Origin of the sequence: Arthrobacter sp. NtRootA1, assembly GCF_019976975.1 — a bacterium.
In the GTDB taxonomy this organism is placed as follows: domain Bacteria; phylum Actinomycetota; class Actinomycetes; order Actinomycetales; family Micrococcaceae; genus Arthrobacter; species Arthrobacter aromaticivorans.
Genome location: NZ_AP024630.1, coordinates 4,760,182 through 4,775,473, shown reverse-complemented (window position 1 = coordinate 4,775,473; position 15,292 = coordinate 4,760,182). Strand labels below are relative to the sequence as shown.

Genomic DNA, 15,292 nt, shown 5'->3' with positions numbered 1-15,292 from the left:
TGAAAGTGTGGTGGACGTCCGCTTTAGCGGCCGTAGACGTTTTGGTAGCGGTTGTAGAGCGAGTCGATTTTGGCCTGGTCAATGGGGAGGGGTTCGCCGAGTTGCCGCGAGACGTGCACCGTCTTTGCCACTTCCTCGCACATCACGGCTGCCTTCACCGCGGACCTTGCGTCCTTGCCGATGGTGAAGGGCCCGTGGTTCTGCATGAGCACGGCGGGGGAGTGGGAGTTCTTGAGGGTCTCCACGATTCCCTGTCCGATCGAATCGTCTCCGATCAGCGCGAACGGGCCTACCGGGATCGGGCCGCCGAATTCGTCGCCCATCATCGTCAGCACGCAGGGGATCTCCTCGCCACGGGCAGCCCAGGCGGTGGCATAGGTGGAATGGGTGTGCACCACACCGCCAACCTCGGGCATGTGCCGGTAGACGTAGGCATGCGCTGCAGTGTCAGAGGACGGTGAGAGGTCCGGGTTGCCCCAGTCAACAGTTCCGCCGCTTCCGATGTTGATGCCCCTGACAGGAGTCCCATAGAGGTCCGTGACCACCATTTGCTCCGGCGTCAGCTCGTCATAGGAGACACCGGAGGGCTTGATGACCATGAGGTCGTATCCAGGGATCCGGCCGGAGACGTTGCCCGCAGTCCAGACAACCAGCTTGTAGCGGGTCAGTTCGGCGTGCAGTTCGCAGACTTCGCGCCGGACCTTCGCGATGGTTTCCAAGAGCGTGCTCATGCGTTCACCCCTTCTGTGATGGCGGTGTGGGCAGCGCGCTGGATTGCCTTCAGGCGGTGCATGACGCTGTTGGTCCCGCGGCCGAAGTAGTCGTGCAGAGTGCGGTATTCCTGGAAAAGTGCCTCGTAGGCCCTGACGTTTTCAGGGATCGGCGTGTACACCGCACCCGGGGCAGCTGCCATGGATGCTGCGGCTTCGCGGATGTCCTTGTACTTCCCGGCAGCGACTGCGGCGTGGATTGCCGAGCCGAGTGCGGGTCCCTGCTCCGAGCCGATGGTCGACAACTGGAGGCCGGTGATGTCTGCGTAGACCTGCATCAGGAACTTGTTCTTCAAGAGCCCGCCGGCCACGATGAACTCCTTGACCGGTACTCCCGAATCACGGAATGCATCCACGATGGTCCGGGTGCCGAAGGCCGTGGCCTCCAGCAGTGCGCGGTAGGTGTCCTCTGGCTTCGTGGCAAGTGTCTGGCCCACTACGACGCCGGAGAGTTCGTGGTCCACCAGCACCGAGCGGTTGCCTGAGTGCCAGTCCAGGGCAATCAGGCCGTGCTCGCCGATTGCCTGTTTCTCTGCGAGTTCGGTGAGGTATTCGTGGATGCCCAAGCCTTTGGCGGCTGCGGCTTGGTGGTAGTGAGGGGGGACGCCGTTCTTGGTGAACCAGCCGAAGATATCGCCAACTCCGGACTGCCCGGCTTCGTAGCCCCACAACCCGTCCACGATGCCGCCGTCCACAACGCCGCACATGCCCGGGACTTCACGCAGGACGTCACCGTTCATGACGTGGCACGTGGAGGTGCCCATGATGGCAACCAGTTGCCCCGGCTCAACAGCGTTGGCTGCAGGGGCGCTGACGTGGGCATCCACATTGCCCACGGCTACTGCAATTCCCGCAGGCAAGCCGGTCCAGGCGGCAGCCTCTTCCGTAAGGTAGCCTGCGGCGTCGCCCAAGCGGCCGATGGTGTGCTCCAGCTTTTCCGAAACGAAGCCCTTGAAGTCCGGGTTCAGCGCGGTGAGGAAATCCTCCGAAGGGTACTTACCGTCTTGGTAGATGCCCTTGTAGCCAGCGGTGCAGGCATTGCGCACATAGCTGCCGCACAACTGCCAGACGATCCAGTCGGCTGCCTCAACCCAGTGATCCATAGCGCCGTAAACTTCGGGGTCTTCCTCAAGCAGCTGCAAGCCCTTGGCAAATTCCCACTCCGAGGAGATCAGGCCGCCATAGCGGGGAAGCCAGGCCTCCCCTCGTTCCTCGGCGAGCTTGTTGATGCGGTCGGCCTGTGGCTGCGCGGCGTGGTGACGCCACAGCTTGACGTAGGCGTGAGGACGGTCCGCGAAGCGTTCCAGCTCGTTCAGCGGAGTGCCGTCCGCCGTCGTCGGGACCATGGTGCAAGCGGTGAAGTCCGTAGCGATGCCCACCACGTGGCTTGGGTTGATGCCGGCATCGGCGACGGCGGCCGGAACCGCGTTGCGCAGGACGTCGCGGTAGTCGTTGGGCACTTGGAGCGCCCAGTCGGCGGGCAGCCGCTGACCGGTTGTCGGCAGCCGGTCGGACACAACGGCGTGCGGGTATTCGAACACGCCGCTGCCGAGCTCGGCACCGTCCGAGACACGCACGACGACGGCGCGACCGGACAGGGTGCCGTAGTCCACGCCGATGACGAACTGCTCGTCGAGCGGGAGGTTTTCAGTGCTATTCATGGGGTCTCCATCCGGCTGGCCAAGGCCTCATTGCCGGGGGTCGGGGTGGAAGAAACGAAGAAGGTCTGATGCAATTGTTAGCGCTCACAACTTTGATGTCAAGAGCGGTCCGGAGAACTGCACGCTTGGGTTAGCTTGAGATGGGCGCCGTCGTGGCTCGGACAACAAGGCGGGGCTTCACGGTCACTGGCGTACCCGTAGCGCCGGTCTCCAGACGATCAAGCAGCAAACCGATGCAACGCTCGCCGAGTTCCTCAAAGTCCTGGGCCACGGTAGTCAGCGGCGGGATGAAGTAAGCGGCTTCGGGTTGATCGTCGAAGCCCACAACACTGATATCGGCAGGGACGCGCACACCGGCTTCATGGAACGCCCGGAGCACCCCGAGGGCCATTTGGTCGTTGGCGACGAACAGGGCCGTCATGGAACGTTCAGCGGCGATTTTCAGGCCCTCGAGGTAGCCGCACTCAGCGCTCCAGTCGCCTTCGATCAGGGCCGCTGGTTCCAGACCGGCCTCACGCAAGGCGTCCCGCCAACCCTCGGTGCGGGCAACTGCGTCAATCCAATCAGCGGGCCCGGAAAGATGCCCGATGTGCTTGTGCCCCAGTTCAAGGAGGTGCTGGACGGCCAGCCGCGCTCCCTCGCGTTGGTCCACGGTGGCGCCGCTGAGGTGCTCGTCGCCGACAGAGCCCACTGCCACCAGCGGTACCTGAGCGGTGATGTCCTTGAGGACATCAAAGGTCCCGGGGTGCGGCACTGTCACAACGATCCCGTCCACCCCTTGGTCCATGAAATGCGCCATAGCGTCCTTGATGGTCTCCGGCGTGACTTCCCGCAAGCCCGCGACACTGACAAAGTAGCCCGCATCCCTGGCCGCCTGCTGCACTCCGAGGAGGGTGTGGGACGGGCCGTACTGCGCCAACTCGCTTCCCAGGACGCCGATGGTCTGGGAGCGCCGGGTCACCAGGCTGCGTGCAGCAGTGTTGCGGCGGTATCCAAGTTCAGTGATGGCCTGCTCGACGCGCTCCCGGGTCTTCGTGCTCACGTTGGGGTGGTTGTTCAGAACACGGGACACGGTTTGGTGGGAAACGCCTGCAACGCGGGCGACGTCTTCCATGACAGGAGGCCTGCTTGGTGCGGATTGTTCAGTGCTCACCCTGTCACGATAGAGCACCGGCGCGGTGATCAGCCCATGGCCGCCTTGGCCGCGTAGTGGCGGTACCTCGTCAGGAACGCGGGCGTCCCGGAAGTCTTCGGCGCAGCAACCTCGATTCCTTCAAGTGGCCAATCGGGCAGCTTTCCCGTGAGGACGCCAGCTGCCTGCCGTGCAGCGCCGTCTGCCACATACTCCCCGGGAGCAGGCACGAACACCGGCAATCCGAAGACCTCCGCAGCAACCTGCTGCACAGCCTCGGACTGGGCGCCGCCGCCCACCAGGATGATGCGCCGGGCCGACACGCCTTGAGATTGCAGGGCGGCGAGGCCATCGGCCAAGGAGCACAACACACCTTCGACGGCGGCCCTGGCTAGGTTGGCTGGCGTGTAGTTGGAAACCGTAAGCCCGTGGAGGGAGCCTGTGGCATCCGGAAGATTGGGCGTCCGTTCCCCTTCAAAGTACGGCACCAACGTTAAGCCGCCGGCTCCTTCCGCACCGGACAGGGCAAGCTTGCCGAATTCCGGCAAATCCACCCCGAGCAATGCTGCCGTGGCATCGAAAATCCGGGTGGCGTTGAGGGTACAGGCAAGAGGTAGGTAGTTTCCTGTGGCATCGGCGAACCCTGCCACCAAGCCACTTGGGTCCTGGGAAGGGACGGCCGATACAGCGAAAACGGTGCCAGACGTGCCGATCGAAATCACAACATCCCCCACTGCGGCGCTGACGCCCAAACCCGCTGCGGCGTTATCGCCCGCACCGGGCCCGATCAAGGCACCGCCCGGCGTCTTGCCGGATGCTTCCAAAGGCCCGACGACGGCCGGCAGCACCGGGACATGGCCGAGGGTGCCTTTCAGGACTTCCGGAAAGTATTCGCCCGTTCTGGACGAGAAGTACCCTGTGCCGGAAGCATCGGACCGATCTGTGCGGAGCAGCTCCAAAGAGGACGGCCCTGTGCCTGGCCCATGGCCGGCCAAACGCCACGACAACCAATCATGAGGAAGGCAAACGGCCGAAGTGCGCCGGGCATTTTCCGGTTCGTTTCGAGCCAGCCACCGAAGTTTGGTGGCCGTCAGGGATGCCACGGGCACGGTTCCCGTGCTGGCTGCCCAATACGCGGCCCCGGCCGCGGCATCGCCTTGGCCCGCTTCGAGGATCAACTCTTCGGCGTCCAGGGCGGATCGGGTGTCATTCCACAGCAGCGCGGGGCGGACCACGTTTCCTGATTCGTCCAGGCACACCATTCCATGCTGCTGGCCCCCGATCGAAACAGCATCGACGTCGTCCAAGCCTCCAGCCTGGCGGATGGCTTCCTGGAGGGCAGTCCACCAGTGATCTGGATGGACCTCGGTGCCTTCAGGGTGTGAAGCGCGCCCCTGCCGCACCAGGGCACCTGTGTCTGAGTCCCTGATGACCACCTTGCAGGACTGGGTGGAGCTGTCGATCCCGGCTACGAGAGGCATGCGTTTGTTCCTTTACGGACTGTTCCTTGTGGACGCTTCTTTGCGGACCGTCGCCGGGACTGGCAGTCCGGAAAATACGGAACCTCGTGTGGTCCCGGCGACGGAATTGCGAATGGCTGATCTTTAGCGCGCGCCCAGAAGGTGCTCGATGGCCAGCTGGTTGAGGCGTACGAACGCGAACGAGCGCTCGGCGGCCTTGTCGGCGTCGAACGTTTCGAAGGAACTGGCGTCAGCCAAAAGGTCAGCAGTAGTTTCGCCGGCATTCAATGTGGGCTCGCCGAGTTCGAACACGCCCGAGGTGGTCAGCGCTTCCTGAACCTCCGGATCGGCGCGGAAAGCGAGGGCGCGTTCCTTCAGGAGCAGGTACATGGACATGTTGGACTTGGCCGATTCCCATACGCCGTCGTAACCGTCGGTGCGGGAGGGCTTGTAGTCGAAGTGGCGGGGACCATCGTACTTGGGTCCGCCGTTGGGGAAGCCATTCTCCAGGAGGTCCACCGTAAAGAAGGCGCTGGTGAGGTCGCCATGGCCGAAGACGAGGTCTTGGTCGTACTTGATCCCACGCTGGCCGTTGAGGTCGATGTGGAAAAGCTTGCCGGCCCAGAGGGCTTGGGCAATACCGTGGGTGAAATTCAGGCCCGCCATCTGCTCGTGGCCGGTCTCGGGGTTGAGGCCCACGATGTCGCCGTGTTCCAGCTGGGCGATGAACGCAAGGCCGTGGCCAACAGTCGGCAGGAAGATATCGCCGCGGGGCTCGTTGGGTTTGGGTTCCAGGGCAATCCGCAGACCGTAGCCCTTCTCCTTGATGTAGCCGGCGGCGGTGTCCACGCCTTCCTTCATACGGTCCAACGCCGCGGAGAGATCCTTGGAGCCGTCGTACTCGCTGCCTTCGCGGCCGCCCCACATCACGAACGTCTCCGCGCCAAGTTCAGCGGCGAGGTCGATGTTGCGCAGGATCTTGCTCAGGGCAAAGCGTCGGACGGAGCGGTCGTTGGAGGTAAATCCGCCGTCCTTGAAAACGGGGTGGCTGAACAGGTTGGTGGTAACCATCGGAACCTTGAGGCCCGTTTCGGCCAAAGCTCCCTTGAAGTTCTTCAGGATAAGGTCGCGCTCGGAGGCGCTGGCGTCAAAGGGGACGAGGTCGTTGTCGTGGAAAGTGATGCCATAGGCGCCGAGTTCACTCAGCTTATGAACCGCTTCAATCGGGTCCAGGGTTGCCCGGGTTGCAACGCCGAAGGGATCGGCGCCTGTCCATCCCACTGTCCAAAGGCCAAACGTGAAGCGGTCCTGGGGAGTTGGCTGCGGGGTCATTGTTGCTCCTTTGCAAGGCGGCGGGGAGGCCATGGATAAAAAGCGCTCCAATTAGTTTTCAATCTGAACTATATGGGGGATGATGGATCATGGTCAATGGAAGCCAGCAAAAATCTTTCAAGCCCTTGAGGAGGCTGCCAGAGTGAATGAGCAAGCGGCCCCGGGGCGCGTAGGTGACGTCCGCCGTCGAAATCTTTCGCTTGTCCTGGATTCGATCGCCCGCAACGGCGATGCCAAGCCCAGCCGCGCACAAGTAGCGGCTGGAACGGGGCTGACCAAGGCGGCAGTATCGAGTTTGGTGGCTGATCTCGTGGAGTCGGGCCTCGTCTCCGAGGTAGGCCTGTACCGCGATGGGGAGCGGGGACGGCCGGGCCAAGGCCTCGAGCTCAGCTCCCGCCGAGGTGTCGTCGGTATGGAAATCAACGTCGACTATTTGGCTGTGGGCTTGGTGGATCTCGGTGGGAGCCTGCGTTTCAGTTCCACGGTGGAGTCCCGCAACCGCGGACTCAAGCCGGGTGCCGTCATGGAGAAACTGGGTGAACTGGCCAGTCAGGCGAAAGCCGCAGCCACCTCTGCCGGCATCACCATCCTCGGTGGCGGACTTGCCGTTCCGGGCCTGGTTGATGAGCAACGCAACATCGTCCTGTCCGCTCCAAACCTCCATTGGGAGCACGAGCAATTGAATCCACAGGCGTTGCTGGAAGACGCGCCGCTGGGTGTCAGGCTGTCCAATGAGGCAAACAGTGCTGCGCTCGGTGAGCTTTGGTACGGCGACGGCCCCGCGGACTTCCTCTACGTTTCCGGTGAAGTCGGCGTTGGTGGTGGGGTCATCATCGGTTCTGAGCTCTACACGGGACCTGGCGGTTCCGCCGGCGAACTGGGCCACATCGTGGTGCATCCCGAAGGGCCCTCATGTTCCTGTGGAGGGGTTGGCTGCTTGGAAACATTCGCTGGCCAGGAAGCTATTTTTGAAGCTGCCCGCATCCCGGAGGGTTCTCTTGGCAGGCGGACCGAACTGCTGCTCGCAGCCTTGGCCGCCGATGAGCCGCATGCCAAGCGTGCAGTTCGTGACGCCGGACGGTACCTGGGCATCGCGCTCGCTTCTTCTGCGCGTCTGATGGACATCGAGGCCGTGGTGCTCGGGGGCCATTTTGCCGTCCTCGCCGATTGGCTGAAACCGGCAGTGCTGTCGAGTTTGGAAAGGTATGCGCCGGGGCTGCTGGAGCCGGAAAGCCTGACCGTTTCCCGGTTGGAGCACTCCGGGACGCTGCTGGGCGCAGCGGGTCAAGTGATCCGCGCGGTCATTGAATCGCCGTTCGAATTCATCCTGGGCAAACCCGCGTAGGGCATCTTTCGCGGGGAGGGGGTTTCCGGGATTCTCTGCGGCTGGTCCTTCCATGCGAATCATCAGCATGCTTACTATTAAGTGGTCAGTTTGTTCGCGCATGCTCAACCCACGAACAGGTGCCCCATGACTACTCAAAACTCAGCACACACCAGCACAGCGAAGGCAGGCAGCGCTCCCGCCCCTGAAGACGACCGCAAACCGGATAGTCTCAACGACCTGGTGAAACCCACGTGGATGTATATCGCCAAGAGGACGCTGCGGGAATTCGGCAAGGACCAATGTCCTGACGCCGCTGCCGGCCTCACGTACTACGCCGTGCTCTCCCTTTTCCCGGCGCTTCTAGCGTTGGTTTCCCTCATCGGGATCTTTGGCGACGCCGGGAAAACCACCAACGCGTTGCTGGACATCGTGCAGCAGTTCGCTCCAGGGCCCGGTGTTGACGCCATGCGGCAGCCCATCGAGGAACTGACGCGCTCCAACGCGGCGGGCTTTGCACTCGCCCTCGGCATCTTGGTGGCATTGTGGTCGGCCTCCGGGTACACAACGGCCTTCAGTAGGGCGATGAACCGCGTGTACGAAGTGGACGAAGGCCGCGGCTTCGTCAAGCTGCGCGGCACGATGCTCGCCGTTACCATCGTCGCGCTTGTGGGCGCGGCACTGGCCGCCACGATGCTTGTCCTGAGCGGACCGGTGGCCGAGGCTATCGGTAAGGCAATCGGAATGTCGGACACGATCCTGACCGTGTGGAACATCGCTAAGTGGCCAGTCCTGATCGTGCTGGTTGTCATTGTCATCGCAGTGCTCTACTACTTCACCCCCAACGTCAAACAGCCCAAGTTCCGTTGGATGAGCCCGGGGTCCCTCATTGCACTGGTGATTTTTGCCCTGGCATCCCTGGGCTTTGGTTTCTACGTTGGCAACTTCAGCAATTACAACAAGACCTATGGAACGCTGGCGGGCGTCATCATCATGCTGCTATGGCTGTGGATCCTGAATATGTCGCTGCTTTTCGGCGCGGAATTTGACGCCGAAATGGAACGCGGGCGGCAATTGCAGGGAGGAATTGAAGCCGAAGAGAGCATCCAACTCCCGCCGAAGGATACCAAGCGCAGCGATAAGCAGCAGAAGCAGGAAGACGAGGTTATCCGCCGCGGGGAGGAACTTCGGGAGAACTACGGAGACGAAACACGCTCCAACGAAGCCCAGGAACGAAGCGCAGATGCCGAAGACAAGAAGTGAAGCCCAGGGCGACAACGGGTTGGGTGCCACCCGCAGGAAGCTCAAGTCTGTTCGCGACGGTGACAGGGTGGAAATCCACGGTGAGGTTTTCCGCGTCAGCTCCGTCCAGCCGGAGGGTGGAACCCGAAATATCCGGGTGGAGTTACAAGCCAACGACGGCGGCACTCTCACCTTGATCGGTGTTCCGCGCGCCGAGGTCCACGTGCCCGCCAACCTGTAGCCGGGCTGAGGTTCCGTGCGGATTACGCCCCTGCGGGAAAGCCCTGGTCGGCGTCGTCCCACCAACCCTCCCAGGCGCTGGAGGATAGGCGCTCAAAAGCGAAGGTGGCAGCAGGCGTGTTTTCTTCAGGGGAAGCGCCTGAGGATCCGCTCGGGCTGCTGCCGGCGTCCAGGAAAAAGTTGAGAGTCTTCAAGAGCATCATGGTGGTGTCCTTTCAGTGGTTTCTTGGACCTCTTTGTCCAGGTGAAACCAGCGTAGGCGGGCATTGTTTCTTCTCATCGACGCAATGTTTCAGCTATGTACCACTTATCTAACATGGGCATTCCGGGCCTCGCGGCTGAAACAAACAGGGGGCGAAAAAGCGAGCCCCTGCCGTGACCGGGCAGGGGCTCGCTTGCTTGGGGGGTGGTCCTCCCGCGGAGCTTAGGGCATCTGCGGGAGGACCACGTTCTTAGGGTTGTTGGGGTTCTTACGCGTACGGCAGGACGAGTTCCGCGTAGCGCTTCTTCATGGTTTCCAGGACGGAATCGCCGTCGGCGTCCCAGATTTCCTGGTTGAAGATTTCAACCTCGATATCGCCCGTGTATCCGGCGTCCCGCACCCAGGTGCCGATGGTGGCGAAGTCAATGACGCCGTCGCCCATCATGCCGCGGGACAGCAGCGCGTCCGCAGCGATCGGCAGATTGAAATCGCATACCTGGTATGAGGCAATGCGGTTTTCGCGCCCAGCCCGTTCGATCTGCGCCTTCAGTTCCGGATCCCACCACACGTGGAAGGTGTCGACGGCGACGCCGACTGCCTTTGCGTCGTAGGGCGCTGCAAGGTCCAGGGCTTGGCCCAGGGTGGAGATAAGGGCGCGGTCTGCTGCATACATCGGGTGCAAAGGTTCCAATACCAAACGGACACCGTTTTCGGAGGCAAAAGGCACCAGTTCCTCAAGGCGGTCGGCGACGCGCTGGCGGGCAGCGACGACGTCCTTCTCGCCCGGTGCGAGGCCGCCGACCACCAGGAACAGCTCCTGGGTGTCCAGCACTACGGCTTCACGGACGGCCTCGAAGTTGTCAGCCAGGGCAGCAGCCTGACCTTCAGCATCAGCCGCTGTGAGGAAGCCTCCGCGGCACAGGGACGAAACGCGGAGGCCAGCGTCCTTGATGAGCTTGGCGGCCTTGTCCAGTCCGGCTTCCGCCACGCGGTCACGCCATGGGCCAATTGCCGGGATGCCCGCGCGGGCACAACCATCCACGGCCTCGGCGAGTGTCCACTTCTTGGTGGTGGCGCTGTTCAGGGACAGTCGGGAGAAATCCGGGCTCATGCGCCCACCCCGTTGATCCTTAGGTAGTCGGACATCCGGAATGCTGCCAGCGACGGGTCCTTCAGCAAGCCGGCCTGATCGGCAAGTTCGAAGGTCTTGGCCAGGTGCAGGACGGATCGTCCCGAGTGCAGTCCTCCGACCATCTGGAATCCGGGCTGCTTGCCGTTGAGCCAGGACATGAACGCGATGCCGGTCTTGTAGTAGAACGTCGGTGCGCTGAAGATGTGCTTTCCGAGCTCACGGGTGGAGTCAAGGATGGCGCGCCCTTCTGCGCCTTGTCCGGCGTCGTACTTCTGCAAGGCAACCGAAGCGGCAGGGTAAATGGCGGCAAAGATGCCTAGCAGTGCGTCCGAGTGGTGGGTGTCGTCGCCATCGATAAGTTCCGGATAGTTGAAGTCATCGCCTGTGTAGAGGCGGACGCCTTCCGGGAGGTTGGCCCGGAGGGCGACTTCATGGGAAGCGTCCAGAAGGGAGACCTTCACGCCATCCACCTTGTCCGCGTGCTCACGGATCAGGCTGAGGAATGTTTCAGTGGCCATGGAAACATCGTCCGAGCCCCAGTAGCCAGCCAGTGCGGGATCGAACATCGTGCCGAGCCAGTGCAGGATGACCGGTTGGTCAACTTCCTGCAAGAGCGTCGAGTAGACGTGCAGGTAGTCATCGGCGCCGCTGGCAACCTTTGCCAAGGCGCGGGAGGCCATGAGGATGACCTTGGGGCCGGCTTCGCTGACCACTGCGATTTGCTCGCGGTAGGCCTCGATGACGGCCTGGATGCCGGCAGCGCCCTCAGGTAGGGCGGTGATGTCCAACTGGTCCGTGCCTGCGCCGCAGGAGACAAGGTCGCGGACGGACTTTCCTGCGGTCGCGGCGCTGCCCGTTGCCACTACGGAAGCGGCCTCGGCGCCGGTGCGCTTGATGAGCTGCTGGGTAGCTGCCCAGTCCAGGCCCATGCCGCGCTGCGCGGTATCCATGGCGTCAGCGACCCCAAGTCCGTAGGACCAGAGTTCATGCCGGTATGCCAGCGTGGCATCCCAATCAAGCTGCGCAGGGGCGCCGGGCGTATTGTCAGCAGCGACCTCCGGGATGACGTGGGCTGCGGCGTACGCGCGGCGGGCCTTCAGGGGAGCGTTCGGCTTGACCCACGCAGTGGCGGGCTGGAGGCGGTACTCGCGGGTGCCGCCGTCGTCGGTAGGAAGAATGAGTGACGTCATTAGAGGGTGATCTCCGGGATGTCGATGGTGCGGCGCTCTGCCGAGGACTGCAGGCCGAGCTCGGCAAGCTGTACGCCGCGGGCTGCGGAGAGCAGGCCGAAGCGGTGCTCGCGGCCGGCAACCACGTCGCGCAGGAATTCTTCCCACTGCAACTTGAAGCCGTTATCCAGTTCAGCGTTGGCCGGAACTTCCTGCCACTGGCTGCGGAAGGATTCGGTGACGGGAAGGTCCGGGTTCCAGACAGGCTTAGGAGTGTGGGCGCGCTGCTGCGCAACGCACTTGTTCAAACCCGCGACGGCGGAACCGTGCGTGCCGTCGATCTGGAACTCAACCAGTTCGTCGCGGTACACGCGGACGGCCCAGGAAGAGTTGATCTGGCCGATGACCTCGTCGCCGCCCGGCGTTTCAAGCTCGAAGATGCCGTAGGAAGCGTCGTCTGCAGTGGCCTTGTATTCCTTGCCGGCCTCATCCCAACGTGCGGGGATATGGGTAGCCGTCTTGGCGTTGACGCTCTTGACCTTGCCGATGATGCCTTCAAGCACGTAGTTCCAGTGGCAGAACATGTCCGTGGTCATTCCGCCGCCGTCTTCCTTGCGGTAGTTCCACGAGGGGCGCTGGGCTGCCTGGACGTCGCCTTCGAAGACCCAGTAGCCGAACTCGCCGCGGATGGAGAGGATGCGGCCGAAGAAGCCTTCGTCCACCAGTCGGCGGAGCTTTACAAGGCCCGGGAGGTACAGCTTGTCGTGCACGACGCCTGCGGTGACGCCGGACTCCTTGCCGATTTGTGCCAGCTCGATTGCTTCCTCAAGAGTCTCAGCCGTGGGCTTTTCGGTGAAGATGTGCTTGCCAGCTCGCATGGCCTTCTTCAAGGTGGCGGCGCGAAGGCTGGTCATTGAGGCGTCAAACACGATGTCCACCGTGGGGTCGGCGATGACGGCGTCCAGGTCGGTGGACCATTCGGAGACCTTGTGGAGTTCGGCGAGCTCGCGGATCTTGGCTTCGTTGCGGCCAACGAGGATCGGTTCCACCTGGACCTTGGTGCCGTCTTCGAGAGTGAAGCCACCGGCGTCGCGGATAGGGAGGATGGAGCGCAGCAAGTGCTGGCGGTAACCCATACGGCCGGTGATGCCGTTCATGGCGATGCGGATCGTCTTTGTTTCGTAGTCCATGTTTTCTCCAGGTCCTTGTGTGCCGGCCGCTGTGGTTGCCGGTGTTTGCAATTCAAGAAGGTGGGAAAGCGCATTCCCGTTGCATTGATCATGCACTATGCCCAGCGAGCTTGGCAAGCGCTTTCCCAAAAATGGGCGAAGACTGCCATAATTTCTTTAGCGCCAGTCTTGAAGGCTTGCAGAAAAGGAGGGCCTCGTGGCCGCCAGCACATTGAGTGAAGTTGCCCGTTTGGCAGGGGTCTCCCTTGCAACGGCGTCCCGCGTCCTCAACGGTTCCACCCGTAAGCCCGCAGAGGATATTGCGGAGCGCGTCCGTGAGGCCGCCGAAAAGCTCGGCTACGTCCCCAATGCCCAGGCCCAGGCGCTCGCAAAGTCCAGCTCAGGACTGATCGGCCTGATTGTCCACGACATCGCCGACCCCTACTTTTCTGCCATTGCCCGCGGTGTCCAGGAGGCGGCCCGCCAACAGAACCGCATGGTCCTGTTGGCCAGCACCTCCGGCGCTCCTTCGGATGAGCGGGAAGCTGTGGCAGCCTTCGCTGCCCGCCGCGCAGATTCAATCGTGATCGCGGGTTCACGCTCGGCGCGGCCCGAGGACGAGCAAGGCAATCTGGAACTCGCTGCTGAGCTGGATCGCTATTGCCGTAATGGCGGGCACGTCGGCGTAGTAGGTCACCCGATCGTGGGCTCCACTACCAACGAGGGCTACCACGTAGTTGAGGTGCCTAACGAGGACCTCGCAGCGGAGCTCGCCGACGAATTGGCTGCCTCGCATGAGGGCGCCTTCGTTGTGGTTGGCGGCCCTGAAGGGCTCTTTACCTCCGATGACCGGATCCGCGGCTTCCAGCGAGGACTCGCCGACGCCGGCCGGCCTCGCGCTGAGGTTGTCCGTACAGGCTTCAACCGTGCGGGAGGATACGACGCCGGGCTGGCGCTGGCCGAACGGATCAAAGCCTCCGACGAACGACTCTGCATCTTCGCGGTGAACGACGTCATGGCCATCGGTGTGACCGCAGCACTGCGGGCAGAGGGCGTGTGGATTCCCCGTGACGCAAACATTGCTGGTTTTGACGACATCGAAACCCTGCGGGACTTCCGTCCTGCCCTGTCCACGGTGTATTTGCCACTGGAGGACATTGGACGGCTTGCGGCCGGTGACCCGGATGGAGGCTCTGTGGTTGGTTCCGTCAAGCTCCGCCGCAGCACGGAGCTTCCGGCGGAGAGCCAAACTGCGTAGTTGCTGCATTTGACCCAAACTGGAGGCTCTCCCCGCCGTGACGCGCCAAATTACATATTTATGGCGAAACCGCTATGAATATGTAATCGGAGCATGCGAGACTTGATTTCATATTCATAGCGGTACCGATAGGATTATGAAATGGTATTGAGCATCCCCGAGCTGGCCAAGCGACTTAACGTCAACGACAGCCGAGCGCGGCAGCTCGTCCAGTCCGGACGTATTCGTGGCCAACGGGTCGGCGGACGCTGGATCGTTGACGAAGCGGACGCTGTCCAGTACCGGCCTGGTAAGCCTGCGGGCCGGCCGCTGTCCGAGCGCAGTGCCTGGCAACTCATGTCCTGCTTCTGGGAAGCCAGCCCTCGGCGCTCTCTCCTTGCTTATTTCGAACCCTCGCCGGTCGAGAAACATCGCCTGAAGGAGCGCATCAACCGGCTGCAAGACTCCCCCGACTTACTCAAGCTCCTCGCAGCATGGCTGGCCAATCGCGCCGACAAATTCGAGTTCTCTTCAAGCCCGGACGACATCGGCGAGCTTCGGGAGGACAAACGAATCCACCTCTCAGGAGTCTCGCACCCGCGCTCGGGGCTGCTGGCCAACTCAGAGGTTGAAGCCTACGTGCGACGCGACGAACTCGAGGGCGTCGTCAAGGACTGGTTCCTGGTTGAGCCGTTTCCCGGCAATAGGCCGAATGTAATCCTCCGCGCCGCCGAGCACGTCCCCGACGAACTTCCCCCACTGGTGGTGGCGGCAGACTTGGCCGAGCGGCCCGGTGTCCGTGAACAACAAGCCGCACGCGAAATCCTCAAGAGCGTCCATGCCCATTGAGCTTCCTGCAATGCTCGCCGAACAACAGGGGGCGTGGCAGGCTGTCTTCGAAATCCATAGTGCGATGCCGCAGGGTTGGGTTCTGGTCGGCGGCCAAGCGCTCTTCCTGCACCCCCTATGGCAGCGACACATCGATGACTTCCTTACCTTGGCCTCTGTTGTCCGGGCCTCCGACCTTCGTAACGTCACCTACAAGCGCGCTGAGCGGGACCACTTGGCGAACATGCTTGGTCGCCTTGCCAATGAACCGGAGCTCATGGAACAAGTGCCGGAAGGTGCCGAGGGCGTGGAACGTCTGCGAATCTCGCTGAACTAGGTGTCGACGGGACGGCGGGATTAGCCGGTCGGCGGTTACGCTCCCCAACGGCATTTG

At 62.5% G+C, this 15,292-nt stretch carries 15 protein-coding genes; 6 read left to right on the top strand and 9 right to left on the bottom strand.

From position 1 onward, the window contains the following. Positions 1–23 precede the first annotated feature (23 nt). From LDN90_RS21765 to xylA, 5 genes are all read right to left on the bottom strand, one after another. The gene (locus LDN90_RS21765) at positions 24–731 is read right to left on the bottom strand and encodes an L-ribulose-5-phosphate 4-epimerase (RefSeq protein ID WP_216927092.1); all 708 of its coding nucleotides are present in this window, start codon (positions 729–731) and stop codon (positions 24–26) included. Beyond that, positions 728–2,431, bottom strand: a complete 1,704-nt coding sequence (gene araB / locus LDN90_RS21760) for a ribulokinase (RefSeq protein WP_223947097.1) — start codon at positions 2,429–2,431, stop codon at positions 728–730. Before araB ends, LDN90_RS21765 begins: the two co-directional genes overlap by 4 nt. Positions 2,432–2,561: 130 nt before the next feature. After that, positions 2,562–3,545, bottom strand: a complete 984-nt coding sequence (locus LDN90_RS21755) for a LacI family DNA-binding transcriptional regulator (RefSeq protein ID WP_223949358.1) — start codon at positions 3,543–3,545, stop codon at positions 2,562–2,564. Positions 3,546–3,613: 68 nt separating this feature from the next. Further along, the gene (gene xylB, locus LDN90_RS21750) at positions 3,614–5,044 is read right to left on the bottom strand and encodes a xylulokinase (RefSeq protein ID WP_223947096.1); all 1,431 of its coding nucleotides are present in this window, start codon (positions 5,042–5,044) and stop codon (positions 3,614–3,616) included. Positions 5,045–5,167: 123 nt separating this feature from the next. Next, positions 5,168–6,355, bottom strand: a complete 1,188-nt coding sequence (gene xylA, locus LDN90_RS21745; protein ID WP_223947095.1) for a xylose isomerase — start codon at positions 6,353–6,355, stop codon at positions 5,168–5,170. A gap of 142 nt (positions 6,356–6,497) precedes the next feature. Here xylA and LDN90_RS21740 point away from each other — a divergent pair, with 142 nt between their 5' ends. From LDN90_RS21740 to LDN90_RS21730, 3 genes are all read left to right on the top strand, one after another. Continuing rightward, positions 6,498–7,700: an ROK family transcriptional regulator gene (locus LDN90_RS21740; protein ID WP_223947094.1), complete on the top strand. Its 1,203-nt coding sequence runs from the start codon at positions 6,498–6,500 to the stop codon at positions 7,698–7,700. A gap of 126 nt (positions 7,701–7,826) precedes the next feature. After that, the gene (locus tag LDN90_RS21735) at positions 7,827–8,942 is read left to right on the top strand and encodes a YihY/virulence factor BrkB family protein (protein WP_223947093.1); all 1,116 of its coding nucleotides are present in this window, start codon (positions 7,827–7,829) and stop codon (positions 8,940–8,942) included. Next, positions 8,923–9,162: a hypothetical protein gene (locus LDN90_RS21730; protein ID WP_223947092.1), complete on the top strand. Its 240-nt coding sequence runs from the start codon at positions 8,923–8,925 to the stop codon at positions 9,160–9,162. Before LDN90_RS21735 ends, LDN90_RS21730 begins: the two co-directional genes overlap by 20 nt. Before the next feature lie 22 nt (positions 9,163–9,184). On the opposite strand, the gene LDN90_RS21725 is transcribed toward LDN90_RS21730, so the two are convergent. The 4 genes from LDN90_RS21725 to LDN90_RS21710 form a co-directional block, all read right to left on the bottom strand. Then, positions 9,185–9,364: a hypothetical protein gene (locus tag LDN90_RS21725; protein ID WP_216927104.1), complete on the bottom strand. Its 180-nt coding sequence runs from the start codon at positions 9,362–9,364 to the stop codon at positions 9,185–9,187. A 267-nt stretch (positions 9,365–9,631) separates the two neighbouring features. Further along, complete coding sequence (locus LDN90_RS21720) at positions 9,632–10,474, bottom strand: sugar phosphate isomerase/epimerase family protein (RefSeq protein WP_223947091.1); 843 nt, start codon at positions 10,472–10,474, stop codon at positions 9,632–9,634. Next, positions 10,471–11,685: a dihydrodipicolinate synthase family protein gene (locus LDN90_RS21715; protein WP_223947090.1), complete on the bottom strand. Its 1,215-nt coding sequence runs from the start codon at positions 11,683–11,685 to the stop codon at positions 10,471–10,473. Before LDN90_RS21715 ends, LDN90_RS21720 begins: the two co-directional genes overlap by 4 nt. After that, positions 11,685–12,854 carry a Gfo/Idh/MocA family oxidoreductase gene (locus tag LDN90_RS21710; protein WP_223947089.1) on the bottom strand — a complete coding sequence of 390 codons (1,170 nt, stop codon included), beginning with the start codon at positions 12,852–12,854 and terminating at the stop codon, positions 11,685–11,687. Before LDN90_RS21710 ends, LDN90_RS21715 begins: the two co-directional genes overlap by 1 nt. A 196-nt stretch (positions 12,855–13,050) precedes the next feature. Here LDN90_RS21710 and LDN90_RS21705 point away from each other — a divergent pair, with 196 nt between their 5' ends. From LDN90_RS21705 to LDN90_RS21695, 3 genes are all read left to right on the top strand, one after another. Then, positions 13,051–14,091: a LacI family DNA-binding transcriptional regulator gene (locus LDN90_RS21705; RefSeq protein ID WP_223947088.1), complete on the top strand. Its 1,041-nt coding sequence runs from the start codon at positions 13,051–13,053 to the stop codon at positions 14,089–14,091. A 141-nt stretch (positions 14,092–14,232) separates the two neighbouring features. Next, on the top strand, positions 14,233–14,919 hold the full coding sequence (locus tag LDN90_RS21700) for a helix-turn-helix domain-containing protein (RefSeq protein WP_223947087.1): 687 nt from the start codon (positions 14,233–14,235) through the stop codon (positions 14,917–14,919). Continuing rightward, positions 14,909–15,235 carry a hypothetical protein gene (locus LDN90_RS21695; protein ID WP_223947086.1) on the top strand — a complete coding sequence of 109 codons (327 nt, stop codon included), beginning with the start codon at positions 14,909–14,911 and terminating at the stop codon, positions 15,233–15,235. The genes LDN90_RS21700 and LDN90_RS21695 overlap by 11 nt, the downstream gene beginning before the upstream one ends. Positions 15,236–15,292: the final 57 nt, after the last annotated feature.